Source organism: Acinetobacter sp. ESBL14 (genome assembly GCF_036668815.1).
Classification (GTDB): Bacteria; Pseudomonadota; Gammaproteobacteria; order Pseudomonadales; family Moraxellaceae; genus Acinetobacter; species Acinetobacter gyllenbergii.
Window position 1 is genome coordinate 173002 of sequence record NZ_JAZEVS010000001.1, and the last position, 25194, is coordinate 198195.

General features: G+C 42.6%; 21 protein-coding genes. 12 read left to right on the forward strand and 9 right to left on the reverse strand.

The annotated features are described in order from the left end of the window. Window positions 1-41: 41 nt before the first annotated feature. From V6E90_RS00870 to V6E90_RS00890, 5 genes are all read left to right on the forward strand, one after another. Window positions 42-737: a GntR family transcriptional regulator gene (locus V6E90_RS00870; protein ID WP_016541691.1), complete on the forward strand. Its 696-nt coding sequence runs from the start codon at window positions 42-44 to the stop codon at window positions 735-737. A gap of 10 nt (window positions 738-747) precedes the next feature. Beyond that, on the forward strand, window positions 748-4197 hold the full coding sequence (smc, locus tag V6E90_RS00875) for a chromosome segregation protein SMC (protein ID WP_332604228.1): 3450 nt from the start codon (window positions 748-750) through the stop codon (window positions 4195-4197). Between the two features lies 1 nt (window position 4198). Continuing rightward, the gene (locus V6E90_RS00880) at window positions 4199-5194 is read left to right on the forward strand and encodes a cell division protein ZipA C-terminal FtsZ-binding domain-containing protein (protein ID WP_016541693.1); all 996 of its coding nucleotides are present in this window, start codon (window positions 4199-4201) and stop codon (window positions 5192-5194) included. A 336-nt stretch (window positions 5195-5530) separates the two neighbouring features. Next, window positions 5531-7558: an NAD-dependent DNA ligase LigA gene (ligA, locus tag V6E90_RS00885; protein ID WP_332604229.1), complete on the forward strand. Its 2028-nt coding sequence runs from the start codon at window positions 5531-5533 to the stop codon at window positions 7556-7558. Further along, window positions 7548-8372: a hypothetical protein gene (locus tag V6E90_RS00890; RefSeq protein WP_332604230.1), complete on the forward strand. Its 825-nt coding sequence runs from the start codon at window positions 7548-7550 to the stop codon at window positions 8370-8372. The genes ligA and V6E90_RS00890 overlap by 11 nt, the downstream gene beginning before the upstream one ends. A 48-nt stretch (window positions 8373-8420) precedes the next feature. On the opposite strand, the gene V6E90_RS00895 is transcribed toward V6E90_RS00890, so the two are convergent. After that, a complete protein-coding gene (locus tag V6E90_RS00895; RefSeq protein ID WP_016541696.1) occupies window positions 8421-9476 on the reverse strand; it encodes an SDR family oxidoreductase in 1056 nt (351 codons plus the stop codon). Window positions 9477-9829: 353 nt separating this feature from the next. Here V6E90_RS00895 and ftn point away from each other — a divergent pair, with 353 nt between their 5' ends. Beyond that, window positions 9830-10294 (forward strand): heteropolymeric bacterioferritin subunit Ftn, encoded by a 465-nt coding sequence (ftn, locus tag V6E90_RS00900; protein WP_016541697.1) that lies wholly within the window; start codon window positions 9830-9832, stop codon window positions 10292-10294. Between the two features lie 103 nt (window positions 10295-10397). Here the strand turns inward: ftn and V6E90_RS00905 are convergent, their stop codons facing one another. The 7 genes from V6E90_RS00905 to benA form a co-directional block, all read right to left on the reverse strand. Then, the gene (locus V6E90_RS00905) at window positions 10398-11666 is read right to left on the reverse strand and encodes an OprD family outer membrane porin (RefSeq protein WP_332604231.1); all 1269 of its coding nucleotides are present in this window, start codon (window positions 11664-11666) and stop codon (window positions 10398-10400) included. 45 nt (window positions 11667-11711) lie between these two features. Further along, the gene (locus tag V6E90_RS00910; RefSeq protein WP_332604232.1) at window positions 11712-13070 is read right to left on the reverse strand and encodes an aromatic acid/H+ symport family MFS transporter; all 1359 of its coding nucleotides are present in this window, start codon (window positions 13068-13070) and stop codon (window positions 11712-11714) included. Between the two features lie 482 nt (window positions 13071-13552). Next, window positions 13553-14746 carry a benzoate/H(+) symporter BenE gene (gene benE, locus V6E90_RS00915; RefSeq protein WP_332604233.1) on the reverse strand — a complete coding sequence of 398 codons (1194 nt, stop codon included), beginning with the start codon at window positions 14744-14746 and terminating at the stop codon, window positions 13553-13555. Window positions 14747-14802: 56 nt separating this feature from the next. Then, window positions 14803-15588, reverse strand: a complete 786-nt coding sequence (gene benD, locus V6E90_RS00920) for a benzoate diol dehydrogenase BenD (RefSeq protein WP_332604234.1) — start codon at window positions 15586-15588, stop codon at window positions 14803-14805. A gap of 21 nt (window positions 15589-15609) precedes the next feature. Next, the gene (gene benC, locus V6E90_RS00925) at window positions 15610-16626 is read right to left on the reverse strand and encodes a benzoate 1,2-dioxygenase electron transfer component BenC (RefSeq protein ID WP_332604235.1); all 1017 of its coding nucleotides are present in this window, start codon (window positions 16624-16626) and stop codon (window positions 15610-15612) included. A gap of 73 nt (window positions 16627-16699) precedes the next feature. Beyond that, window positions 16700-17200: a benzoate 1,2-dioxygenase small subunit gene (gene benB, locus V6E90_RS00930; protein ID WP_332604236.1), complete on the reverse strand. Its 501-nt coding sequence runs from the start codon at window positions 17198-17200 to the stop codon at window positions 16700-16702. Beyond that, on the reverse strand, window positions 17197-18579 hold the full coding sequence (benA, locus tag V6E90_RS00935; protein WP_332604237.1) for a benzoate 1,2-dioxygenase large subunit: 1383 nt from the start codon (window positions 18577-18579) through the stop codon (window positions 17197-17199). The genes benB and benA overlap by 4 nt, the downstream gene beginning before the upstream one ends. A gap of 238 nt (window positions 18580-18817) precedes the next feature. Here benA and V6E90_RS00940 point away from each other — a divergent pair, with 238 nt between their 5' ends. Then, the gene (locus tag V6E90_RS00940) at window positions 18818-19777 is read left to right on the forward strand and encodes a LysR family transcriptional regulator (protein WP_262757296.1); all 960 of its coding nucleotides are present in this window, start codon (window positions 18818-18820) and stop codon (window positions 19775-19777) included. A 78-nt stretch (window positions 19778-19855) separates the two neighbouring features. Here V6E90_RS00940 and V6E90_RS00945 read toward each other — a convergent pair whose 3' ends face one another. Then, on the reverse strand, window positions 19856-20431 hold the full coding sequence (locus tag V6E90_RS00945; RefSeq protein WP_262757297.1) for a peroxiredoxin: 576 nt from the start codon (window positions 20429-20431) through the stop codon (window positions 19856-19858). A 134-nt stretch (window positions 20432-20565) separates the two neighbouring features. On the opposite strand from V6E90_RS00945, the gene V6E90_RS00950 reads away from it, so the two are divergent. The 5 genes from V6E90_RS00950 to bioC all read left to right on the forward strand — a co-directional run bounded on the left by V6E90_RS00950 (window position 20566) and on the right by bioC (window position 25194). After that, on the forward strand, window positions 20566-20895 hold the full coding sequence (locus V6E90_RS00950; protein ID WP_332604238.1) for a DUF6176 family protein: 330 nt from the start codon (window positions 20566-20568) through the stop codon (window positions 20893-20895). Between the two features lie 42 nt (window positions 20896-20937). Further along, window positions 20938-21651, forward strand: coding sequence for an alpha/beta fold hydrolase (locus V6E90_RS00955; protein ID WP_332604239.1), 714 nt, complete (start codon window positions 20938-20940; stop codon window positions 21649-21651). Window positions 21652-21987: 336 nt separating this feature from the next. Continuing rightward, entirely contained in the window at window positions 21988-23283 is a 1296-nt protein-coding gene (bioA, locus tag V6E90_RS00960; protein ID WP_332604240.1) for an adenosylmethionine--8-amino-7-oxononanoate transaminase, read from the forward strand. After that, window positions 23270-24424, forward strand: a complete 1155-nt coding sequence (locus V6E90_RS00965) for an 8-amino-7-oxononanoate synthase (RefSeq protein ID WP_332604241.1) — start codon at window positions 23270-23272, stop codon at window positions 24422-24424. Before bioA ends, V6E90_RS00965 begins: the two co-directional genes overlap by 14 nt. Further along, window positions 24421-25194 carry a malonyl-ACP O-methyltransferase BioC gene (bioC, locus tag V6E90_RS00970; protein WP_332604242.1) on the forward strand — a complete coding sequence of 258 codons (774 nt, stop codon included), beginning with the start codon at window positions 24421-24423 and terminating at the stop codon, window positions 25192-25194. The genes V6E90_RS00965 and bioC overlap by 4 nt, the downstream gene beginning before the upstream one ends.

Sequence of the window (25194 nt, forward strand, 5' to 3'; positions counted from 1 at the left end):
AGCATTGTATCAATGCGTATAACAAAGATAGCGAGGGACTCATGAATCTCGAAGAGGCTGATAGTCTTTCTGAACAGATTGCAAAGTATATTAGTGAACAAATTATTAGTGGTGAGCTGGTTGAAGGTGAACGCATTCAAGAGTTGCGCATTGCCAAAGAATTAGATGTCAGTCGTGGCTCGGTTCGTGAGGCACTGTTGTTACTGGAACGGACTTATTTAATTGAAATTTTTCCGCGTCGTGGCGCGATTGTCTCTGAAATGTCAGCACAACAAGTCAAAGCCTTATTCGACACCAATGTGATGGTGCTTGGGCATATTGTGCAGCGGATTAGTGAAACGTGGCGAGTCAATGAAGCAGAACAACTACAAACTTTATTGGATCAACTGGTCGAATTTGTTCGCGCAGGCGATATCGAAAAATTTTACGATGCCATTTTTAAATATCTGGCAGAACAGCATGACATGGTGGCGAATCCTTATTTGATGCAATTTTATAAAGAACTGTTGCCGTCGTTACGCCGTAGTTATTTTTTGACCTTGAATACTTCGCGTCGAGAGCTACAAGAATCATTTACCCTATTCAAGTTGGTGATTGATGCTATTTTGATCCGAAAATCACAACAAGCTGCTTTATTTATGGAAGATTTTTGTCGACACTTGCGCAACCTTGTGTTGGAATCTCTGACACGTATGAAACAGATTGAATTGGCTTGGGCTAGACGCTCACGCCGCTAGTTAGGGCAGTATGCGTTTAAGCAGTTTAAAACTTTCAGGCTTTAAATCTTTCGCCGATAGTACAACATTACATTTTAAGGCCAACCGTACTGCGGTGGTTGGGCCGAACGGTTGTGGTAAATCAAATGTCATTGATGCGATTCGCTGGGTGATGGGCGAGTCCAACGCACGCCAGTTGCGTGGCGGCAGTATGCAGGATGTTATTTTTACCGGGACCGCCAAACGCAAACCCGTTGGGGTTGCCAGTGTCGAACTGCGTTTTGATAATACTTATGGCAAACTCGGTGGCGCTTATAATGCCTATAGCGAGCTGGCCGTCCGCCGCCAAGTCACCCGTGAAGGTAAATCTGAATATTTCCTGAATGGCACCCGTTGCCGTCGCCGTGATATTACCGATATTTTCTTGGGCACTGGTTTAGGGCCACGTTCTTATGCGGTGATCGAACAGGGCATGATTAACCGTCTGGTTGATGCCAAGCCAGAAGAAATGCGTGTGTTTATTGAAGAAGCGGCAGGAGTGTCCCGTTATCAGGCACGCCGTCGTGAAACCTTACAGCATTTAGAACATACTGAACAGAATCTGGCACGTTTAGACGATATTGCGGCTGAACTAAAATCTCAACTCCGCAGCTTGAAGCGCCAGTCTGAAGCTGCAATTCAATATAAGACCTTAGAAGGGCAGATTCGCACTTTAAAAATTGAAATCCTTTCGTTCCAAGCCAATCAAAGTCAGAAATTACAGCAAGAATATACCGTTGAAATGACGGCACTGGGCGAAAACTTTAAACTGGTTCGTTCTGAGTCACAGACCATTGAGCACGATCTTGAAGCCACCAGTGCTTTATTTCAGCGTTTAATTCAACAGTCTTCACCGTTGCAGCATGAGTGGCAACAGGCTGAGAAAAAGCTGTCTGAATTAAAAATGACTTTGGAACAAAAACAGAGTTTATTTCAACAAAACAGTACCAGCTTGCTGCAACTTGAACAGCAGAAAGTACAAACCAAAGAGCGTCTGCAACTCTCTGAATTACAGGTTGAAACCTTAAGCACTCAATTTGATGAGCAAAATGAAAGCTTACTTGCCTTAGAGCAGCAGACACAAACGGCTGAGCAAAATTTTACTGATGTTCAGGCACAGCACAAGCAAGCACAACAGCAATTTGATCAACTGAAAACTCAAGTCGATCAGCAACAACAAAAAAAGTTGCAGATGGCGGCGCAAATTGAACAGCTCGGTAAGAATGTGCTGCGGATTGAGCAGCAAAAGCAGACCTTGCAAACGCAAACCACTCAGATTCGTGCTCAGGTTCAGGATGATGAACAAGCGCAGTTACAACAATTGCAGCAACAACTGCAACAGGAAATCATTGCGTTAGAAACGGCAATTGAGCAATTACAGCAGGATGTTCAAACACAGCAAGATCAACAACAGTCGAACAAAACGGATCTGCAAAGCCTGAAAACAGAAATTCAGGTTTTATTGGCTGAACAAAAGAACTTAAATCAGCTCGTCGCAAAACAAAGTCCGAAGCATGATCAAAATGCAGTTCGATTGATGCAAAGCCTACGTTTAAGCGCTCAAGCTAAAGCGCATGCAAGCATTATTGAGAAGTTCTTAGCCAAATGGTTACAAGCGCAGTTGATTGAGAATGGGCAAGCCTTCCAAGAGGGCATCTCACGACAGTTAAAATCATCACCACAGCAGCCTATTCAAGTTGCAGAGCTGACCTGTTTGAGTGAATGGATCGAGGCACCACAATCTTCTTTATGGGCCAATGTCGCCGTTGCAGAAGATTTAACCACAGCTTTGCGATCTCAAGTGGATCTCCAGCACGCACAATCCATTTTAACGCTGGATGGTTATCATGTCGGCTCAGACTGGGTGATTGCTTTGCATTACGATGAAGACAGCCAAACTGCGCAGGGTATGCTTAGTCATCAAGTCCGTTTAGAAGAAATTGAACAGCAACTGGCACAGCAACAACCACAGCTGGATAACTTGGAACATCAGTTTTCTCAACAGCAGGAAATGTTGCAACAGCAGCAACAGCATTTGCAGCAACAACAGCAAAGTTTGAAGCAAAAGCAAAAAGAGCTGCAGCAACTGGATGTGCAAATTGCCAAACTACAAAGTACCGCACAGGCCTTTGTGTTGCAGCAACAACAATTGGCCGATCAGTTGAAACAGCTTGATCTACAGCTTGAAGAAGATGCCATGCAGCGTGATGATCTGGAGATTGATCTGCATGCGCTGGCATTGAAATTAGAATCGGTGTTGCCAAATTATAAGACTTTGCAATTTCAGGTGGAAAACTTGAATGAGCAGTTGGATGAGCAGCAACAACAGTTGACTCAACAACAGCAGCAACGTGAAGCTTTGCGTCGCCAGACTTCGCAAGCCAATCAGCAAATTGAGTTGTTAGAGAAAGATATCTCGTTCCTAAAAACACAATACCGTCAAATCATTGAACAAATCGAACAGGCCAAGAAGTTTGTTGATCCGATTCAGCTTGAACTACCCAACTTGGAGTCACAATTCCAACAGCAATTCCAGCAAACCGAAAAGCTGCAAAAAACCTGGAATGAATGGCAGCTGGAACTGAATCAAGTACAAGAGAAGCAGCAGCAACTGACGGAACAACGCCATCAAGCACAGCAAAAAGATGAGCAGGTGCGTGAGCAGTTAGAGCAAAAGCGCTTGGCTTGGCAGGCGGCGAAATCAGATCGTGAACATTATTTAGAGCAACTGAAAGAACTGAATACAGACGCTTTATCTGATGTGTCGATTGAAATTAAAGATCATCAGCAGAAACTGGAAAAAGCCCAGCAGCAATTTGAGAAAATCGGTGCCGTGAATTTAGCGGCTTCACAAGAATACGAAGAAGTGTCACAGCGTTTTGATGAACTGAGTCACCAGATGCAGGATCTACAAAATACCGTTGATCAGCTCAAAGACGCGATGAAAAGTATTGATCAGGAAACGCGTAAGTTATTTATGACCACCTTTGATCAGGTCAATCAAGAACTGCAACTGTTGTTTCCAAAGGTATTTGGTGGTGGTGAAGCGACTTTAAGCCTTGAAGATGATTGGCAGTCTGGGGTGAAACTGATGGCGCGTCCACCTGGCAAGCGTAACAGCTCTTTGGCCTTGCTTTCAGGCGGTGAAAAGACCTTAACGGCTTTGGCTTTGGTGTTTGCCATCTTTAGATTGAACCCTGCACCGTTCTGCGTACTGGACGAAGTTGATGCGCCACTTGATGATGCCAATGTACAACGGTATTGTAATTTGGTAAAAGAGCTTTCTGAACAAGTGCAATTCATTTACATTACACATAATAAATTGGCGATGACAATGGCAACTGATTTACTTGGAGTCACCATGCCAGAGCCAGGTACATCAAAATTAGTGACTGTCGATTTAGAACAGGCAAAAGAATACGGGTTAGTTGCGGAGTCTTAGTATGGAAATGAATACAATAATAGGCATTGTTGCCGCCGTTGCGATTATGCTCGTTGGTTTAATCATGATTTTAAGAAAACCAAAACCAGTTGAGCCATCATTAGAAGCAGATTTACATATTAATCCTGAAAGTCAGCAACCTGTGATTCCACGTCATGTACGTGACCAGCTTTTACAAAAAGAAGTGGTGACCACAACTGAGCGTGTTGAACCAAGTTTAAATACTGAAGCAATTGTAGTGGAGCCTGTGGCAGAGCAAGCCATTGATGCGACTAGTGTTGAAACAAAAACGACGGAAATCGAACAAACTGCTAAAGCAGATGAGGCTGTTGAAACTGTAGTAGAACTGGAAGCGGCTCAAAAAGATCAGACAGCAACGACTGAGCCAGAAACAACAGTGGCCTCTGAAAATGTAGAAGCTACAGAGGAAAGCAAAGCGGAAACTGAGCTCAGCTTAAATCCAAATATTGAAACGGTTGCGATTGAAGAGTTTGATGGCGAAAGTAATATTCTGGATGTGCATTTACATGAACAGCAGCGCTATGATGATGAAAGTGCTTTAGCAACTGCAGAACAAATTATTGCCTTGAATGTTTATCCGAACCCACGCCGTGCCTTATCAGGTGATAAAGCACTTAAAGTATTATTGAAATACGGTCTACGTTTCGGTGAAATGTCATGTTTCCATCGTTATGAAAACACTGATGAGCCAAGTGCCTTGATGTTCTCTGTGCTGCGTATGACGGATAATGGACCAGCAGGTTTTGATTTAGAAACCTTATCTGGCGAACAAGTACAAGGTCTAGCATTTTTCCTTGCATTGCCAAATAGTAAAGCAGTCACGGGTTATGACATGATGACCAGTATTGCGGGATTAATTGCGCGTGAAGTCGATGGTAAAGTCTATGATGAAAACAATTTAGAGTTTACGCCGCAGTTGAAAGAACATTGGCGTCATCATGTGATCGATTATCGTCCAAATCAGGCGACGGTTTAATTAGTTGCTTTTTCATAAACTGATTAACATGTTTTTAAATTTGAAAAATAAAGAACTTAACGGAGTCATGTTCGGTTCTCATCCTATTTTAGGTTAAACCTTCGGTTCGACTTACTTTTGTTTCGACAAAAGTAAGCAAAACCATTGTCATCTGCAAAACCTGTTCACTACTTTCATTAAAGTGATTTTATTGCAAAAACATTATCTTGTTTAAATCACGCAGATTGCAGATGACATTTCTGAGTATCATATTTCATGTCTAACTCAGGTTCGATATACTAAATTTAGTAAAAATTATAGGGCGGTTTTTCCGCCCTTTTATATGGTGAAGTTTAAATGGAACACAACTCAGTTATTGAGCAAATGCGTCAGTTGATTCAACTAATTGCAAAACACAATCATGCTTATTATGTGATGGATCAACCTTCCATTTCTGACAGTGAATATGACCATTTATTTCATCAGTTGAAAGCACTAGAACAACAATATCCAAACTGTATTCAGGCCGATACCCCGACCAATAAAGTGGGTGGTCAAGCGCTATCAAAATTTGAAAGTGTGACTCATGCAGTGCCAATGCTGTCATTGGGCAATGTCTTTAATCAGGAAGACCTGTTTGCTTTCGCCCGCCGTATTGATGAGCGGTTACCGAATCAAAAAGTCCAGTATGACGTTGAACTGAAACTCGATGGCTTAGCGATTTCACTGTGGTATGAACATGGCGTCTTGGTTCGTGGCGTGACACGTGGTGATGGTGAGACAGGTGAAGACATTACTCAGAATGTTAAAACCATTCGAAATTTGCCGAAAGTATTATCCAGTCAGTATCAAGCGATTCCAGCGTTTCTTGAAGTTCGTGGTGAAGTATTGATGCCAAAGCAAGGCTTTGAAAAGCTTAATGCCGATCAAGAAGCCAAAGGTGACAAGACCTTTGCTAATCCACGTAATGCAGCAGCAGGAAGCCTTCGTCAGTTAGACCCAAATATCGCCGCTTCACGTCCATTGGCGTTCTATGCCTATGGGATTGCCCAGTGTCAGCCCAATCATGGCCTTGAGACCATGCATGATAGTTTGCATTGGCTCACCAAGTTCGGTTTTGAAATTGCTGAACGTCAATTCCTGTGTGCTTCGATTGAAGAAGTACAACAACGCTATGAACAGATTCAACAAGAGCGTCCAGATCTTAAAGTTGAAATTGATGGCATGGTGATTAAGGTGGATAGCCTTAAACAGCAACAACAATTAGGTTTCTTGAGTCGTGAACCACGTTGGGCAACGGCTTATAAATTCCCTGCACAGGCAGCACTCACCAAAGTTGAGAATATTGACTGGCAAGTGGGGCGTACAGGAACACTGACACCTGTCGCACGTTTAGCCCCTGTCTTTGTTGGTGGGGTGACAGTATCCAATGTGACCTTACATAACATTGGTGAAATCCATCGTTTAGATGTGCGTGTTGGCGATACCGTTAGTGTTTACCGTACCGGTGATGTGATTCCAAAAGTTGAGAAGGTTTGGGCTGAGTTCCGACCTGCCGATGCAGAGATGGTGCATCTCCCGACCAATTGTCCTGTGTGTGAATCACCTGTGGTGATGCCAGAAGGTGAGGCCTTGGCACGTTGTTCGGGTGGTTTGTATTGTGCTGCGCAACGGATTGAAGCCATTCGTCACTTTGTTTCACGTAAAGCTTTGGATATTGAAGGCTTAGGCGACCGTTGGGTGGAGTCACTTTTACATCTCGAACTACTTAAAGATGTGGCTGATATTTATCATTTACATGAGCATCGCGACACTTTATTGACCATCGAAAAAATGGGTGAGAAATCGGTTCAGAACCTGATTGATGCGATTGAAGCAAGCAAGAAAACCACTTTGGCACGTTTTATTTATGCCTTGGGAATTCGTGGTGTCGGTGAGACCACCGCACGTATGCTCGCCAATACTTTCCAGACGCTTGAAGCATTGAAAGCGGCCGATATTGAAGCACTCAAGAAAACCCCTGATGTGGGTGATATTACTGCTGAGTGGATTGCGGATTTCTTTCAAGCACCGCATAACATCGAAGTGTTAGATCGTTTAATGGCGGCAGGTATCCATTGGGATGCACCGACAGCTCCAACACGTCAACCATTGAATGGTGAGAGTTGGGTGGTGACAGGAACATTGGAAACCATGGGCCGTGATGAAGCAACCCAGAAGCTTCAAGCCTTAGGTGCGCGTGTCAGTGGCAGTGTGTCCAGTAAAACCAAATGTGTGGTTGCAGGTGAGAAAGCGGGTAGTAAGCTGGATAAAGCGCAGAAGCTAGACATTCGAGTCTTGAATGAGCAAGAGTTTTTAGCGTTTTTAAAGCAGTATGAAGCTTGATGATGTAGATAAAGAAAGTGCTAAGTTAATCATCATGTATTGCTTAGCACTCATTCTTCCTTTTTTTGTGATGCTTGCTTATTATCGTTATGATAATGCAGTTAAATGCAATCAAACGAAAGTGCTAGGTAGTGTACAAGAAGATGTCAATACCCAGCTTTTAAATGCTGTATTGGAAAAAATTGAATTAAGGCAACGCTTGTTTTTCGATTTATTAAAAGCGCAAGAAATACAAAAAAGGTCGGCTTGTCTACAGAAAAGTCATGAGGATGCAGAGAGATGCTGGAGAGAATTTCAGTTAGACGTCCAAAGCGAAATCAAGATGTTTGATCATGCGGTTGAGCAGTTCGCTCACGTGAAACCGCATCATCTGATTGCTTCTGATTCTATTTATGATCAAGGGTTGTTAAAGTCAAATGTGTATCAGCCTAATCATATGGTGGAGTTCGCTTATCAGCAAATAAAACGATATTTAGTCGATCAAATAGATCAAGGGGATGCTTCACTATCTCAACTTGATTTTGAGTTACGTTGGCAATTAAGACAGAAACTCTATCAATATGCTGATTTAAGGTTGGGTCAGGTGAAAAGCGTTGAGTCTGAAAATAATTCACAAAAAATCTGTCATGTGAACGTTGAGTTTCAAAAAGGTAAGACTGCTAAACTTTTCTATCAACCTTATGAAAAGCTTGAATCCGCTGGTCGACATGGGGCAAGAAAAGAATATGTCGCGTTGCTCTATTTAGAAGACCACCATGGTCATCATTATAAGGATATTGGTGAATACATCTTAGAAGCATTTAAGATGAAATAACGGTGAGCGAGGCACCTCTCAATGATGAAATTGAGAGGTGCTTTTTGATTAAATATATTTTTTCACAATGCCATCATCCAGCAATTGCTGGAAATGTTCGCAGACACTTTCACGCACATCGCGATATTCAATCCCGAGTTCATTGACACTACGTTGTGCATTAAAATAAATTGGATATCCCATATTCAATTTTACAAATTCACGTGAATGGCCGAGGATTGGTGCGACAAATGAAAAGGCAGTTTTTGGCACAGTAAAATGCGGGAATGGAAACTTATAGCCAAATTTCTGAGTAAGTGCCTTACCCATATCCAATAAGCTGAGTGTGCCACCACAAATGATATAACGGCCTTGTGCTTTAGGATTTAGGGCTGCTGCGACATGCGCATCGGCAACATCACGGACATCGACAATCCCATTCCACATTGGCGGTACACCAAACAAGGTGGTGCCATTACCAAACTGTTGTAACACTTCAATACTGCCTGACTGACTCGCATCGGTGAGGGAAGGCCCCATCACTAAGGCGGGATTAATACAGACTAAATCCCAACGATTTTGTTGTTCAGCCATGTCCCATGCTTTGCGTTCTGCCGCGACTTTTGAATAAGGGTAGGGCTGATGTGTTTCGCTGCTGGTATTGTTCCAATGGCTTTCATCAAACTCGTTGTTGGCAGTATTTTGAATCTCAATCGCATCACCATAGGTCGAGGCAATACTTGAGGTCAGCACCACACGTTTGACCGACTCGGTGCGATTAACACTGTCTAATACATTTTCTGTGCCTTTCACCGCAGGCTCAATAATGTCTTTGACTGCATCTTTATAATTGGTCACCACAAAAGGAGATGCGGTATGAATCACGATTTCACAATCTTTCATTGCATCATCAAATGAACGTGGTTCAAGCAAATCGGCTTTAAAAAATTCAATCTTGCCAGAAGATTGCTCTGCCAGATCGTACAAATGCTGAATCTTATTTTTCTTCGATGGATCACGCACCGTTGCATGAACCGTATAGCCTTGATTCAACAGACGTTCAATAATCCAGCCTGCAATATAACCCGTCGCACCAGTGACCAAAATTGGTTTACTTTTATCCATTGTGGTTTCCACATTATGTTTTTGTGATTGCTGTTATTTACCGAATTTTGCTCAAACAAACAACAGCTGAACAGTCATTTTTCATGATTTTTTGATCAAAACATCAGCGGAATAAGAAGCATTGCTAATGGTTACAAAAAATCAAACAAATGATTTTCAATAGGATTATCCCTTTTTAAAGCTATAAATGATATGCAAAGGCTTATTTTATTTAGATAAATTCAGCCAATTCGAATTGTAAATGCGTATGTTTCTCATTTTAATTTTATAAAAATCATAAACTTACACACATTTGTTTTTGCAATTCTAGTGTAACTTGGCCATAATATTGTCATTCGATAGGAGTAAGTATTATGCGTGGCAATCCAGAAGTCATCGACTATTTAAATATGCTCATTGGCGGTGAATTGGCTGCTCGTGATCAATATTTAATTCATTCAAGAATGTACGAAGATTGGGGCTTGAGCAAAATCTACGAGCGTATTGACCATGAAATGCAAGAAGAAGCATCTCATGCCGATTCAATCATTCGTCGTGTGCTGTTCTTAGGTGCTCAACCGAATATGCATCGTGAAGACATCAATGTGGGTCACGATGTGGTGAGCTGTCTCAAAGCAGATTTAGCCCTTGAATATCATGTGCGTGAAAAATTGGCAGTGGGTATTAAACTGTGTGAAGAAAAAGGCGACTATATTAGCCGTGATATGTTGCGTCAGCAGCTTTCTGATACAGAAGAAGATCATACCTACTGGTTAGAAAAGCAATTGCGTTTAATTGAATTGATTGGTTTGCAGAATTATATTCAATCACAAATTTAAGTGATCCATCCGACTGAATTCGTAATGAAAAAAGAGAACTTCAAATGAAGTTCTCTTTTTATTTGAGCGGAAGAAACTGTTTACTCAACCATCAGGCTAAGACTTAGAATTTTTTACTGTAGTTGACAAATAAGCGGTCTTCACCAAAGTCATTGCCATGTTTCACATCATAGTCAATGCGGATGTATTGTAGGGCAAAGCCTTTGAGATAAGGCTGCTGAAAAGCATAGTTCAGAATAATATTGGACTCAGTTTCATGGTTTTGATCGCCATTGGCGGCCTTAAAATCATGACCATAGACATATTTCACCATCGCATTTAGCCCTGGTACATAGTCCTTAAAATCATAGCCATACATCAAGTGATAAGACTTTTCATTCTTCTTGAAGAAGCCTGTGGCATTCCAGTTGATAAAATAAGTTTCAGGTAGGAAACCATCAGGCAATGGATAGGCCGACTCACCGATAATCTGTTGATAGCCCAAACCAAAAGACTGATTATTCACTTTCAGCATTTCCAGTATTCCAATATTTTGCGCATCAATATCAAAGTTGTTGCCATCATTTTTAGCATTGAAATATTTAAACTTGGAATTCAATGAGAAGTTCGGTTGTTTCCATGTATGCTCTAGCCCAACATAGTGTTTGTTGTAGAGGTCTTCTAAATTGCCGAAGTAGTATTCGGCCTTCAATGAGGGCGTCAGTTGATAACGCAGATCCAGATAATTCAAACCATCCGAGTAAACGGTTTTGCCATTCGCAGTAAAAGAAAATTTCTTAAAATCTTCTTCATTACGCGGTGACACTTTGGTCACTCGGCCTATTTCGGCATAGAGCTGATCAGAAAGTTGTGACTTTAAGTTGGTGCCCCAATACGATGCCAACAACTGGCGACTGGCATCTACCGCCGTCACAGGAAGATCCAGCCAGAGTTCACCGACACTGAGCAGTGTTTTGTCATAGCCCAGTTTTAAGGTCGCACCATATTTTAAATAGTCAGAGGCTTGCGATTGTGTTTGGGTGTCGAATGGCAACACAGTATCCGCCACATGCTTATCTTGACTCAAACGTACCGCATATTGCACTGAAGCATCCGCACCAATGGTGATCGGTTTATCTGCGATTTGTAGTGGGGTATCCCGCATATTTGATTTGTAAAATAAAGATGCCGCTTGAGACCAGCTGCCTGTATTTTTAAGGCTCGGGTTGTCATAGTCGCGGTTGATATAGGCATTTTTGAGGGTAAATTTCCATTCATCTTGAGCTGGCTGGGCTGTTTCAGCAGCGAAAACAACCGGGCTAGACAAGCCACTCATTGCCAATAGGCTTGCAACTGTTAAACGCGTAGGGCAAAAGCGCTGTAATAATTTCATAATCCATATCCGAAGTCAGTGCGCCAATCCTCGGCGCACTTATTGTTATTGCTGAGTGAGCGAAGTTTGTGGGTTAAAGTTTGGAGCTGTTTGGGCTGCAACTGAAACTTTTAAATTGACCATAAAGATGGCAAGCGCCGCGATAATGCCAGGGATGGCAATTGCGAGAAAATTCATTTGGTGAGGCAGTTCAAAGGTGAGCAAAGCACCTGTTAGGACAGGGCCGATGATAGCGCCAATTCGCCCAATACCCGAAGCCCATCCCATCCCAGTTGAACGTACTGCGGTTGGATAGAATTGCGCCACAAAGGTATAGAGCAGAATCTGTGAGCCAATGGTTGCTGCCCCTGCGATGGCAATCAGGCTATATAAAATGAATTGGGGGCTATTAAAACCCAGCAGAATCAGGGCGGCTGCACCAATCACAAACATGCTGGTAATCACGGGTTTTAAGTGGAATTTATCAGCCAGTGCACCACCGCCAATTGCGCCGACCATGCCTCCAATATTCAGTGCAAATAGGAACAACATACTGGCACCTAAAGAGTAACCTGCTTGTAGCATGAGTTTAGGTAACCAACTGCCTAGCGCATAGACCATCAATAAGCACATAAAGAAGGCAATCCAGAACATGAAGGTACTAAAACTACGACCTTGCTGAAACAGTGCACGCACAGGCGCTTCGGTGCTGGTACTTTCATTTAGAATCAGTTGAGTATTGCTGGTTAATTCAGTTTCAGGTGCGATTTTAGTGACAATCATCTGGGCTTGATCGTGATGATTCGATTTCACTAAAAATGCCAGAGATTCAGGTAGAAATTTCCAGATCAGTGGAAGAAGTAATAATGGAATGCCTGCAATTAAAAACATGATTTGCCAGCCCATGTCTTTGACCAACCATGCACCCAGTAAGGCAGAGCTCATTCCGCCTATGGCATAGCCACTAAACATCAATGCAACCAAAGTGCTGCGGATTTTCTTCGGGGCATATTCGGTCATGAGTGCAACCACATTTGGCATCACCCCACCAATGCCAAGTCCCGCGATAAAACGTAAAATTGCAAATTCAGTTGGACTTTTCGCAAATGCCCCTAAGAAGGTAAAGCCACTGAATAAGGTGACACAGATCAGAATGGTTTTTTTACGACCCAGTTTGTCTGAAAGTGTGCCAAAAATCATGGCGCCAAACATCATCCCGAATAAGGCTGCGCTGGCAAGCAATCCAGCTTGCACGGCAGTCAGTGACCATTGCTGCATCAATAAGGGCAGTGCCACACCATAAATTACTAGATCGTATCCATCAAAAATAATAATGATTAAACACCAGATTAAAACTTTCCAATGAAAAGCGGTAAAACGCGCTTTATCAATTATGTCATTAATATTGACCTTGTTTGTATCCATTGCTTCACCTCCAATTTGTGAAGTACCGAGTTATTTTTTATTAAGCTATTTTGTTATTGGATCAGAGTCAAAAACCTAATTGATATATCTTTATGTCTTTAAAGTATTGTGATTTTATTTGGTTAATCTATTGAAATTTATATTTTTATTTTATTATTTAATTCGGTTTGTAGAATTTGCATTAAATATTAAATGGTGAGAATTTTGCTGATTTTATGCTGCGTAAATGTGTTTTTTTTAAACGATAAAATCATTTTTAAATAGGAGGGATGTTTTTAATTTGGATGTATTTTTTTATTTTACCAATTGGTTTAATTGATGTTGGATTGATTTTAAGTATCTAACTGGACCTCATAATTTTATATTTTAAAGTGAGGTTTAAAAATTGCCTTGCTGACTTTTTAAAAACACAACTTGATGTGACTAAAGTCGGCTTTGATATGACAGCAAGGCGGAGAGTCGGAGGAGTTGTTTTCTTTTTCTTAAGCCGATTGTGTTGCAGCGCGTTGGGTGAGAATGAGATGGGCAATCACCCCAATACAAATTCCCCAAAATACCGAACTTAATCCAAGAAAATGCATCCCTGAAGCTGTCGCCAGAAAGGTAATCAGTGCGGCATCACGGTGTTGAGGACTCTGCATGGCAGCAGTAATATTGGTTGCAATTGCGCCGAGCAAGGCTAAACCTGCTAACGCGGCAACCAGCTCTTTGGGCAATAAGCTAAACAGCATCACAATACTGCCAGCAAATAGTCCGCCAAGAATATAAAAAATCCCATTGGCAATCCCTGCGATATAGCGTTTTTCTTTCAGTTCATGTGCATCTTTGCCCATACATAGCGCCGCCGTAATAGATGCGAGCACGATGGTAATACCGCCGACACAGGCCACCGCTAAAGAGGCAATACTGGTTGCAGTAATAATCGGTTTGGCAGGGGTGTCATAACCACTCAACTTCATGATCGCCATCCCCGGTAAAAACTGACCCGACAGACTGACCAGAATCAAGGGCAGTGCCAGATTTAAGGTGGAGTTCCAAGTCCATTCCGGGCTGATCCATTGTGGAATCGCTAGATGAAAACTGACTTCTACAGGATTCATTTTTCCCAAGAATAAACTGAGTGAAATACCAGCTGCCAATACCCAGATCATGGTGTAGCGCGGCATCAGCCGTTTGGCAATCAAAAACACAATCAGCATGCTGAATACAATTAAAGGCATGCTGTCCGAGGCGGTAAACAGGTTGATTCCAAACTGGAATAGGATACCTGCCATCATGCCAGCAGCAACATCTTGAGGAATCCATTTGAGGAGTTTGTCAAAACAACCCGTAATTCCAATCAGAAAAATCACAATCGCAGAGGTGATATAGGCCGCGATGGCTTCATTCAGAGAAATGTCAGGAAATAGTGTCACCAATAAAGCGGTCCCTGGCGCAGACCATGCGGTAATAACAGGGGTTTTGTATTTGATCGAGAGATAAATCCCCGCAACAGCTGCACCGATGGAAATGCCCCAAATCCATGACACCATCATCTCTGTCGAGACATGGGCACGTTGTGCTGCCTGAAAGAAAATAATTAGTGGCCCTGAATAGGAAATCAGCACCGCCAGAAAACCAGCAACCGTGGCTGAAATAGACCAATCTTGTTTTAATGTTTTGAATAGTGTTGTCATTGGGTGATGGCCTCCATGCACATCCTATACTTTATCTGAAATGCAAAAGATCAGGGCTAACCCTGATCTCCACCTCCCACAGGAATGACACTACCCGTGATATAGGAGGCATCATCGGATGCAACAAAGACAATGGCTTTGACCTGTTCCTCAATACTGCCATAACGGCCCATAAATGTGCGGTCGATGGTTTGATCGACGACCTGCTGCATCCAGTCTTTTTCATTTTGACTGAGAGGATTGTGATTGCGTGGTACTTTGCGTGGTGGGGCTTCGGTTCCACCTGTGGCAATGGCATTGACGCGAATTCCATCTTTGGCATGTTCAAAGGCCAGTGATGCCGTCAGTGCATTGACGCCACCTTTGGCTGCAGAGTAGGGAATACGGTTAATGCCACGAGTGGCAATCGAAGAAACATTGACGATCACGCCTGCCTGTTGTTGAATCATTGTAGGCAAGACTGCTCGGCAACACCATAAAGTTGGAAAAAGTGAGCGATTCACTTCCTTGATAATTTCTTCTTCAGAAAATTCCTGAAAAGGTTTCATCCAGATCGCACCGCCGACATTATTGATTAGAATATCGACTCGACCGAACTGTTCAATCGCTTTGGCAACGACACTTTGTGCACCCGCAAAGCTTTCCAAATCGGCTTGGATGGTGATGGCATCAGCACCCAAGGCTTTTACTTCAGCCAGCACATCCTGCACATAATCAGAACGATCTGCTAAGACCAGTTGTGCACCTTCGGTCGCCAGTTGTAGCGCCACGCCACGGCCAATGCCTTGAGCACTGCCAGTGACAATCACTACTTTATGCTTAAATCTTTGTGCTTGAGACATAGGTTAATTCTCCAGTAACCATCAATTCGCAGAGAACTTTTCGAATAGGAAGTGAGCAGGTTTGATCTGTTCTGCCTCTAACCAACCACGGACGGCTTCGACCATTGGTACAGGCCCACAGAGATAAATATCAACATCGCCACTGTTTAGCCATTCCGATTCGATATGGCTTGTGACATAGCCTTTACGCGCATGTTGACTGTCTGGATGGGCAACCACAGTCCGATATTCAAACCAAGGGAATTTCGCTTGTAATTCTGCCAACTTTTCCAAAGCCACCAGATCAAAATCGTTGGTCACGCCAAACACTAAGCGCACAGGTTGGTTAGAACCTTTTTCTTCCAGTACTTGTAGCATCGACATGAAAGGGGCAATGCCTGTACCACCCGCCAGCATCAGTACAGGACGCGTGACATTACGGAGATAGAAACTTCCGAATGGTCCTGTAAAAGTCATCTTGTCACCCGCTTGAGCGGTTTTACTCAAAAAGTCGCTCATTTTGCCATTTGGGACATTACGAACCACAAAGCCTGTTAAACGGTTACCGGGCTTGGAACTAAATGAATATGAACGGGTTTCGCCTGTTGCTGGAATAGCAACATTGACATATTGCCCTGCAAGGAAATGGATATCGGGTTGCCCATCATCCAGTTGAATATCAAAAGTAATGGTGGAATCAGACAGGTTTTCAACGCGGGCCAAAGTCCCTTGGAAAGAATGAATTTCAGTTTTACAGACATCAGATGATGCTTGAATCTGGAATACAGCATCTGAGCTTGGGCGGCATTGGCACGCCAGAATATAACCTTGCTCTGCTTCTTCAGGCGTCAAGGCATCTTCGATATACGTTTCTTCTGGCATATCATAACTGCCAGATTCACAGAAGGCACGGCAGGTACCACAGGCACCGTCACGGCAGTCCAAAGGAATATTAATTTTTTGGCGATAGGCTGCATCGGACAGGGTTTCGCCTTGAGCGACACTAATAAAACGTGTCACACCATCTTCAAATTGAAGTGCTACATTGTGGTTTGACATGAGATGTATCCTACAAAATAATTTAAATTTGGGACCCCAGCCAACAGTCCGTTTGACTGAGGAGACCTATTTTTTAGAGGTGGTAAATATCAATCACTTGATTGATATAGTCATTTTTTAGTACCACATATTTGCTTAAGATTTTGGGTTGATTGTCAGAGCAATCAATCACATAGCGTGACATACCAAAGTAGCTATAGGTGGTTTTGTAGCGAAAGCTCAAGGTATTCCAGTTAAAGCGAACCGTAAGCTTATCTCCGTCGCGCGCAACGATTTCAATGTTGGCAATATTGTGACAAGTGCGGGTATCGGGCATGGTGGCAGAAGAACGTTCGGTCTTGATACGGAACACACGGTCTTCCAAGCCTTGGCGATCAGGGTAATAAATCAGTGAAATTTCAGCTTGTGGATCTTCAGTGAGTTGATCATTGTCATCCCACGCAGGCATCCAGAAACTGGCTTCAGGGGCATAACAATTGAGCCAATCGTCCCATTGTTCATCATCTAAAAAGCGTGCTTCACGGTAAAGAAACTGGGCAATATTTTCCAAGCTGCTTTTGTCTTGAATACTCATGCGTTTTCTCCTTGAGCCGCGATTTGCTTCTCAGCGACAATGGCGTGTTTCATGGTCTGCAGCCAGTATTGATGTTGCGCCAGATAAAGGCCTTCATCTTCGGTTTTAATTCCGCTTAACATCGGTTTAAGGCCAATTTCATTGGCTGCATCATCAGGGCCATAAATCCAGTGTTTTGAACCGCGGCACATATCATTCCATTCCAGTGCAATACCTGCATAACCAGCCTGACAGGCACGGAATTCTTCCAGATCATCGGGTGTGGCCATACCAGAAGCATTAAAGAAATCTTCATATTGACGTATACGACGCGCACGTGCTTCAGGGGCTTCACCTTTCGGCGCAATACAATAAATCGTCACTTCAGTACGATCGACCGAAATCGGACGTAACACCCGAATTTGAGAGCCGAACTGATCCATCAAATAGACGTTTGGATAGAGGCAGAGATTACGCGAGCGTTCGATCATCCATTTCGACATGGCTGCGCCGTATTTCTCGGTATATTCGTCTGCCTTCGGAAAATTCGGACGATCTTCTGGATTGGCCCATTGCGTCCACAGCAGCATATGACCATTTTCAAAACCATAAGAACCACCGCCTTGCTTGCCCCAAGAACCTGCGCTCATGGCACGAATATTATCGGCAGCTTGAGTCTCTTTGCGGTGTTGGGTGGTTGCGGCATAGTTCCAATGCACTGCTGAAACGTGATAACCATCGGCACCATTTTCAGCGGTGAGTTTCCAATTCCCTTCATAGGTATAGGATGATGTGCCGCGTAGAACTTCTAAACCATGCTCGGATTGATCGACAATCATGTCGATGATTTTGCTGGTTTCACCCAAGAATTCTTCAAGCGAAGGCACATCTGGATTGAGGCTGCCGAACAAGAAACCTTTGTAGTTTTCAAAACGTGCGACTTTTTTCAGGTCATGTGAACCTTCTTGGTTAAAGCAATCTGAATAACCTGCTTCACTTGGGTCTTTAACTTTGAGGAGTTTGCCTGAGTTGTTAAAGGTCCAACCGTGGAAAGGGCAGGTATAGGTAGCTTTATTACCGCGTTTATGGCGGCAGAGTTGGGCACCGCGATGGGAACAGGCATTGATCATGGCATTCAATTCGCCATTACGATTGCGGGCGATGATGATGGGTTGACGTCCGATATGGGTGGTATAGAAATCATTATTATTGGGAATTTGACTTTCGTGGGCCAAATAAACCCAATTGCCTTCGAAAATATATTTCATTTCGAGGTCGAATAAAGCTTGATCGGTAAACACTGAGCGATGAAGTTTAAATTCACCCGTGTCGATATTATCGACCAGTAATTCATCAATGCGGTCAAGATGGCTGGTATTGATTACAGGAATACGTGGCATGTCCGTTCTCCGACTTTCCAAATCTGTGGAAGTCATCGAGTTACGCTTAAAGCGTCTCGATATCCTAATATGTTGTGTGGTGGCTTGAACCGATAAGGATGAATATGGGCAGCTGGAATCTAGCGGAAGCGATTCATAACTTCATCGGTTTATCTCTTGTCTATACCTTAAAAGAATGAGTAAACTGTGTCTAAGACTGAATTTATATTTTTATATATCTTAAAGGTATGGAAACCTCATGGAATTACGTCATTTACGGTATTTTGTTGCGGTTGTTGAAGAACAGAGCTTTACCAAGGCCGCAGAAAAACTATTTATTGCTCAACCCCCTTTGAGTCGGCAGATTCAAAATTTGGAAGGCGAGCTAGGAATTCAATTGTTTGAGCGAGGCAGCCGACCGTTACAAACCACACCCGCAGGGCATTTCTTTTATCAGCACGCGATTAAACTTTTGTCTAATGCAGAAGAAATTAAGAGTATGGCGAAACGGATTGGACTGATCGAACGCAGTGTCACCATTGGCTTTGTCGGGTCGCTGTTATATGGTTTATTACCCCGAATCATCTATTTGTTTAGGCAGCAGCAGCCACATCTCAATATTCAGTTAGTTGAAATGAGCACCACAGAACAACTGCAAGCCTTAAAAGAAGGTCGCATTGATGTGGGCTTTGGGCGCTTGCGGATTAGTGATCCTGCGGTTAGGCGAATTTTATTGCGCAAGGAACGATTGGTAGTGGCGGCGCATACCAGCCATCCGATTGCACAGCGGACGGAAGGGGTCTATCTGGCTGATCTGATTGATGAAAAGATGTTTATGTATCCCACTTCGCCGAAACCGAATTTTTCGACTCAACTGCTGAATATTTTTGCCGAGCATAGTTTAGTGCCGAAAAATATGCATGAAGTGCGGGAAATTCAATTGGCCTTGGGTCTGGTGGCCGCAGGTGAAGGTTTATGTGTGATTCCTGCCAGTGCCGATACTATTCGTTTTCCACATCTCAATTACATTCCGATTCTGGACAATGGCGCGGTTAGCCCAATTTTTCTGACTGCACGGGCAATGGATCGCAGTGAAGACCTACAGCTGTTATTTGATTGTGTTTATCAGGTCTATGATCTGGAAGGCATTCCGTATCAGCGGACTGTGTTTACACTGGATCAGAATCCGATTGATGATTCCAATGGCATTGATTTTTAAAAGCGTATAAAAATGCCTAGACTTCAAATAGCTAGGCATAAAAGCAATCAATAAGCTGATTCAAAATCTTCAAAGCGATTATTTACTTTGTAAGGTTTTTAAATCTTTCAACACTTGATCCGCATGGGTTTGTGTATTGACACTGGTATAGTGATACATCACTGCGCCTTGTGGATTGATTAAAAAGCTCTCTCGCTTGGCAATTTTAGCAATACCCAAATTTCGGACAATGCCAAATTTACTGGCCAGTTCACCTTGATCATCAGCAAGAATCGGGAAGGGTAGGCCAAGTTTTTCTGAGAATTTTTGATGTGATGCGACATCATCTAGACTGACACCCAGCACCACCGCATTGGATTTAGTAAATTGAGGATACAGTGATTTAAATTGATTAGCTTCTTGAGTACAGCCCGCCGTGTTGTCTTTAGGGTAGAAATATAGCACCACCCATTTGCCTTTATATTGATTTAAAGTATGCCATTTTCCACTTTGATCTTGCAGTTTAAAATCTGGTGCAGACTGTCCAACCCATTCTTTTTGTGCGGTATCTTGCTTTGAAAATAAGGTACTTTGTGCGCTACTGAGCGTCGGTGAGCCGAGTAAAAAAAGTGAACTACATAAAACGAGAACTTTGGACTTTATCGTATTCATCATGTTGATCTCAAAGTGTAATAGCAGCTACTTTAGCAAATTTAGACATTAGATGTGTTAGAAAATTCTTTACAGGGTTTTGCTCTGCTTTATATATTTCAATTGAATAGCGATTTAGAAAAAGAAAAGGAAAATCAATGGATGTTGGTGCAGTTCTGATTAGATTAAAAGCCAATACACAGGCGAAAGTCGAGGCTTGGCAGCAAGAAATTCAACGACGTAAAGCAGAAGCCATTCAAACACTGCAAGCTGAAGGTGTAACCGTTGAATCTTGGTTTCAACTTGAATTGAATGGGGAGCACTATTTACTTGCGTATATGCGTGCTAAAGATCTTGCTTATGCACAGCAGGTGGCGAGAAAGAGTTGCTTTGATATTGATCAGGTGCATCAACAGTTCAAGCAACATTGGGAGCAAGTGATCCCAGCACAGCTTTTGGTAGATTTGGAAAATAATGAGCAGTGTTAATCAGGGTATACTGCGTTGAAGTTTTTGGAAATGAGCAAGCACGTGATCTATAAGATTCTACTCATCACGGGGTGGGGCGGTGGTGCCGAATTATTAAAACCTTTACATGAGGCTTTAGAACAAAAGGGACATAGCGTTGAACGGCTTAATATCTTTAATGCGCTAAATGATGACATTTTGCAACAGCAAGTTGAACTCGCAGTGAAATTTGATGTGATTGTGGGATGGTCGCTTGGTGGACAATTGGCAACATTACTGGTCGATCAAATCCAACATCAATATGCTGAACAGAAAGTTTTAATCACTTTAGTGTCGAATCCCTGTTTTGTCGCCCAAGCAGATTGGGCGACTGCGATGCCTGTTGAAACCTTTATGCAGTTTAAACAGTCCTTTGAACAGGACGCGATTAGTACTTTAAAGCGTTTTGGTTTGTTGGTCTGTCAAGGTGCAAGTTCGGCAAAGAAAGATTTCGTAGCCATGCAAAAATTGATTCGTCCACAACCGATTGCATTGCTTCGGGACGGATTGCAGTTGCTGGAGCAATTAAATCTGGTTGAGTTGTATGAAAACTATCAGGGTAAACAGTTGCATGTCTTTGCAGAGCATGATGCTTTAGTTCCTTACCAAGTTGTGCAAAAAACAAAGGATTTAGCTGCAAAAAATCTATCTGTTGTATCGGTCGATGGAGCTTCGCATGGTTTTCCATGTTTTATGGTGGAGCAGACTGTGCAAATAATTGAAGATTTTATTCAATAGAGGGTTTAATCTTGCTTGAATTGAAAGTTCTCGCAATATATTTTAGCTTTTGACAAGTTTAAGATAAAGTTTATTTTATAGGCCTAACGGAATCGTGCCGAGTTCTCATCCATTTTAGGGTATGCCTTCGGCGACCTACTTTTCTTTCGGGAAAAGTAGGCAAAACCATTTGTCATCTGCAAAACCTGTTCACTTCTTTCATTTTTTTGTTTTGATCTAGTGTACTAAGCCTTGTATCTTGTTTATACCACGCAGGTTGCAGATGACATTTCCGAGTATCTAAAAGCGTGATTAGGCTGATGGAAAATTTTGAAATAGCAGCAAATGAGGTAGAGGATGACCGATTTATTTGATTTAGAACATATATGGCATCCATATACTTCGATGTTAAATCCACTGCCAACTTTTAAAGTCAAATGTGCCTATGGTGCGACCATCGAATTAGAAGATGGGCGAACTTTGGTTGATGGCATGTCTTCATGGTGGTGTGCGATTCATGGCTATAACCATCCTGAACTGAACCAAGCAGTTACAGATCAATTGCAAAACATGGCGCATATCATGTTTGGCGGTCTGACCCATGAACCTGCGATTGAATTAGGCAAACTATTATTAAAAATCACGCCGCCGAGTTTAGATAAGATTTTCTATGCCGATTCAGGTTCTGTTGCTGTAGAAGTGGCCTTGAAAATGGCAGTGCAGTATTGGGCTGCGTTGAATCAACCCGCGAAAACCAATTTTATTACCACCCGTTCTGGCTATCATGGCGATACATGGAATGCGATGTCGGTGTGTGACCCAGTCACAGGCATGCATCAGATTTTTGGGACAAGTTTACCCAATCGAATTTTTGTTCCCGCGCCACAAAGTCGTTTTGATGGTCAATGGAATCCGCAAGATATTCAAGAACTCACGCAGCAGGTTGAACAGCATCATCACAGTATTGCTGCTCTGATTATTGAGCCAATTGTGCAGGGCGCAGGCGGCATGCGTTTTTATCATCCTGAATATTTGCGCCAAGCCAAGGCCTTATGTGAGCAGTATAATTTGCTGTTGATCTTTGATGAGATTGCTACAGGTTTTGGACGTACAGGTAAAATGTTTGCTTGGGAACATGCCCAAGTTGAACCTGACATTATGTGTATTGGTAAGGGCTTAACAGGCGGTTATATGACGCTGTCTGCGACCTTAACCACCAAGCAGGTGGCTGAAACCATTAGTCGTGGTGAAGCGGGTGTGTTTATGCATGGCCCGACTTTTATGGCGAATCCACTGGCTTGTGCGGTTGCTTTAAGAAGTACCCAACTATTGGTTGAACAAGATTGGCAAACCAATATTCAACGAATTGAAAAGATACTTACTCAACAATTAATAGATTTAGCCCAGCTTGACCATGTTGCGGATGTACGGATTTTAGGTGCGATCGGGGTGGTGGAGTTAACCACAAATGTCGATATGAAAACCTTGCAGCAACAGTTCGTTGAACGGGGTATTTGGGTACGGCCATTTGGAAAATTGGTCTACGTAATGCCGCCGTATGTGATCACAGATGACGAACTTCATTATTTATTAGCACAGATGAGCGAAGTGGTGAAAAATATGCAAGGAGCAAATGCCAATGTCCTTGCTTGATCATTATGCCGAGCAGCTTGACCAGTTCAAACAGCAAGGTAATTTCCGCCAATTTACTTCAAATCAACAGCAGGGACGATGGATCACGATTCAAGATCGAAGCATGTTGAATCTGGCATCGAATGATTATTTAGGCTTGGCCGCTGATTTAAGTTTAAGAGAAGAATTTCTGGATACGCTGAAAATTGAACGAGCGCTCTTTAGTTCATCTTCGTCACGCTTGCTGACTGGTAATTTTGCAGAATATGAACAATTTGAAAATAGCCTAAGTGAAGCCTTTGGTCGTGCTGCCTTACTTTTTAATAGTGGCTACCATATGAATATCGGTATTTTACCAGCCTTATGTGATAGCAAAACCGTGATTCTGGCCGATAAACTGGTACATGCCAGTATGATTGATGGCATTCGACTTTCGACTGCTCAATATGTTCGTTATCGTCATAATGATTTGCAGCATCTGGAACAGTTATTACAAAAGTATCATCAAGATGAGCAAATTGAACGCATTATTGTGGTGACTGAAAGTATTTTTAGTATGGATGGCGACGAGACAGATTTAGCTGCATTGGTGCAGTTAAAGCAACGCTTTGCCAAAACCATGTTGTATGTCGATGAAGCTCATGCGATTGGGGTCAGGGGGGAGCAAGGTCTGGGTTGTGCTGAACAATATGGTGTATTGGATCAGATTGATTTCTTGGTGGGAACCTTTGGTAAAGCAATTGCCTCGGTGGGCGGCTATATCATTTGTGATTCAATCATCCGTGATTATCTGATCAATAAAATGCGCCCTTTGATTTTTAGTACCGCTTTGCCTCCAATCTCGATGGCATGGTCAGATTTTATTTTTAATAAAGTGCTGAGCATGCAGCAACAGCGTCAGCACTTGGCAGAGATCAGTCAGTATTTACAACAGGCGGTGATTGCAAAAGGTTTCTCCAGTCCATCCAGCAGTCATATCATTCCAGTTATCGTAGGTGAAAGCCAAGCGGCCATTGAAAAAGCACGCTATGTACAACAACAAGGTTTTTATGCCATGCCAGTACGCCCACCAACAGTGCCACAGAATAGTTCACGCTTGCGTATTTCCTTAACCTCTTTGGTGCAAAAAGCTGAATTGGAACAATTGGTGGAGTGTTTGTGAGCATCAATAAAGCATTGGTTGCACGACGTTTTGCCAAAGCAGGGCAAAGCTATGTTGAGCATGCTGTGGTACAAAAGCAAATTAGTGCGCAGTTATTTGAATACCTTAAAGTGTATTGTCCGCAGAACTTAGCCTCTGTACTTGAGATTGGTTGTGGATCTGGCAATCTCACCCACTTACTTCAATCTCATTTTCAAGTTGAGCAACTGTTTTTAAATGATTTATATGCAGATGTGGGTCAGCATTTTCTCAATTTTAAACATGTAAATTGGTTGATCGGAGACATTGAACAACTGAATTTACCGCAGTCCTTAGATGCAGTGCTTTCCAGTTCAGCATTGCAATGGATGGTTGATCTGCCTGCATTATTACGGCGGATTCACAAAGCCTTAAAACCCAATGCATATTTCGGTTTTTCTACTTTTGGGCCAGATAATCTAACTGAAATTAAGCAGTTGACAGGACAGGGCTTAAATTATGTTGGCTTAGAATCTTTAAAGCGACAGCTTGAACAGCAAGGCTTTGAAATACTACTCATCGAGCAAGAACTGAAGCAGGTATATTTTGATCATCCAAAAGCGGTATTACAGCATTTAAAAGCGACAGGCGTGACTGCAACAGCAAAATCACATCGCTGGACCAAGCGATCCCTGCAGCAGTTTTATTCGGATTATCAACAGTTTTATGATGAACAGGGTTTTAGCCTAACTTATCATCCGATTTATGTGATTGCACGGAGAGCAAAATCCTTATCTTTAGGTGATGAATAG

Bases quoted from the DNA above. Each gene is read 5' to 3' on its own strand.
- V6E90_RS00870 (WP_016541691.1), top strand. From the start codon at position 42: ATGAATCTCGAAGAGGCTGATAGTCTTTCTGAACAGATTGCAAAGTAT.
- smc (WP_332604228.1), top strand. From the start codon at position 748: ATGCGTTTAAGCAGTTTAAAACTTTCAGGCTTTAAATCTTTCGCCGAT.
- V6E90_RS00880 (WP_016541693.1), top strand. From the start codon at position 4,199: ATGGAAATGAATACAATAATAGGCATTGTTGCCGCCGTTGCGATTATG.
- ligA (WP_332604229.1), top strand. From the start codon at position 5,531: ATGGAACACAACTCAGTTATTGAGCAAATGCGTCAGTTGATTCAACTA.
- V6E90_RS00890 (WP_332604230.1), top strand. From the start codon at position 7,548: ATGAAGCTTGATGATGTAGATAAAGAAAGTGCTAAGTTAATCATCATG.
- V6E90_RS00895 (WP_016541696.1), bottom strand. From the start codon at position 9,476: ATGGATAAAAGTAAACCAATTTTGGTCACTGGTGCGACGGGTTATATT.
- ftn (WP_016541697.1), top strand. From the start codon at position 9,830: ATGCGTGGCAATCCAGAAGTCATCGACTATTTAAATATGCTCATTGGC.
- V6E90_RS00905 (WP_332604231.1), bottom strand. From the start codon at position 11,666: ATGAAATTATTACAGCGCTTTTGCCCTACGCGTTTAACAGTTGCAAGC.
- V6E90_RS00910 (WP_332604232.1), bottom strand. From the start codon at position 13,070: ATGGATACAAACAAGGTCAATATTAATGACATAATTGATAAAGCGCGT.
- benE (WP_332604233.1), bottom strand. From the start codon at position 14,746: ATGACAACACTATTCAAAACATTAAAACAAGATTGGTCTATTTCAGCC.
- benD (WP_332604234.1), bottom strand. From the start codon at position 15,588: ATGTCTCAAGCACAAAGATTTAAGCATAAAGTAGTGATTGTCACTGGC.
- benC (WP_332604235.1), bottom strand. From the start codon at position 16,626: ATGTCAAACCACAATGTAGCACTTCAATTTGAAGATGGTGTGACACGT.
- benB (WP_332604236.1), bottom strand. From the start codon at position 17,200: ATGAGTATTCAAGACAAAAGCAGCTTGGAAAATATTGCCCAGTTTCTT.
- benA (WP_332604237.1), bottom strand. From the start codon at position 18,579: ATGCCACGTATTCCTGTAATCAATACCAGCCATCTTGACCGCATTGAT.
- V6E90_RS00940 (WP_262757296.1), top strand. From the start codon at position 18,818: ATGGAATTACGTCATTTACGGTATTTTGTTGCGGTTGTTGAAGAACAG.
- V6E90_RS00945 (WP_262757297.1), bottom strand. From the start codon at position 20,431: ATGATGAATACGATAAAGTCCAAAGTTCTCGTTTTATGTAGTTCACTT.
- V6E90_RS00950 (WP_332604238.1), top strand. From the start codon at position 20,566: ATGGATGTTGGTGCAGTTCTGATTAGATTAAAAGCCAATACACAGGCG.
- bioA (WP_332604240.1), top strand. From the start codon at position 21,988: ATGACCGATTTATTTGATTTAGAACATATATGGCATCCATATACTTCG.
- V6E90_RS00965 (WP_332604241.1), top strand. From the start codon at position 23,270: ATGTCCTTGCTTGATCATTATGCCGAGCAGCTTGACCAGTTCAAACAG.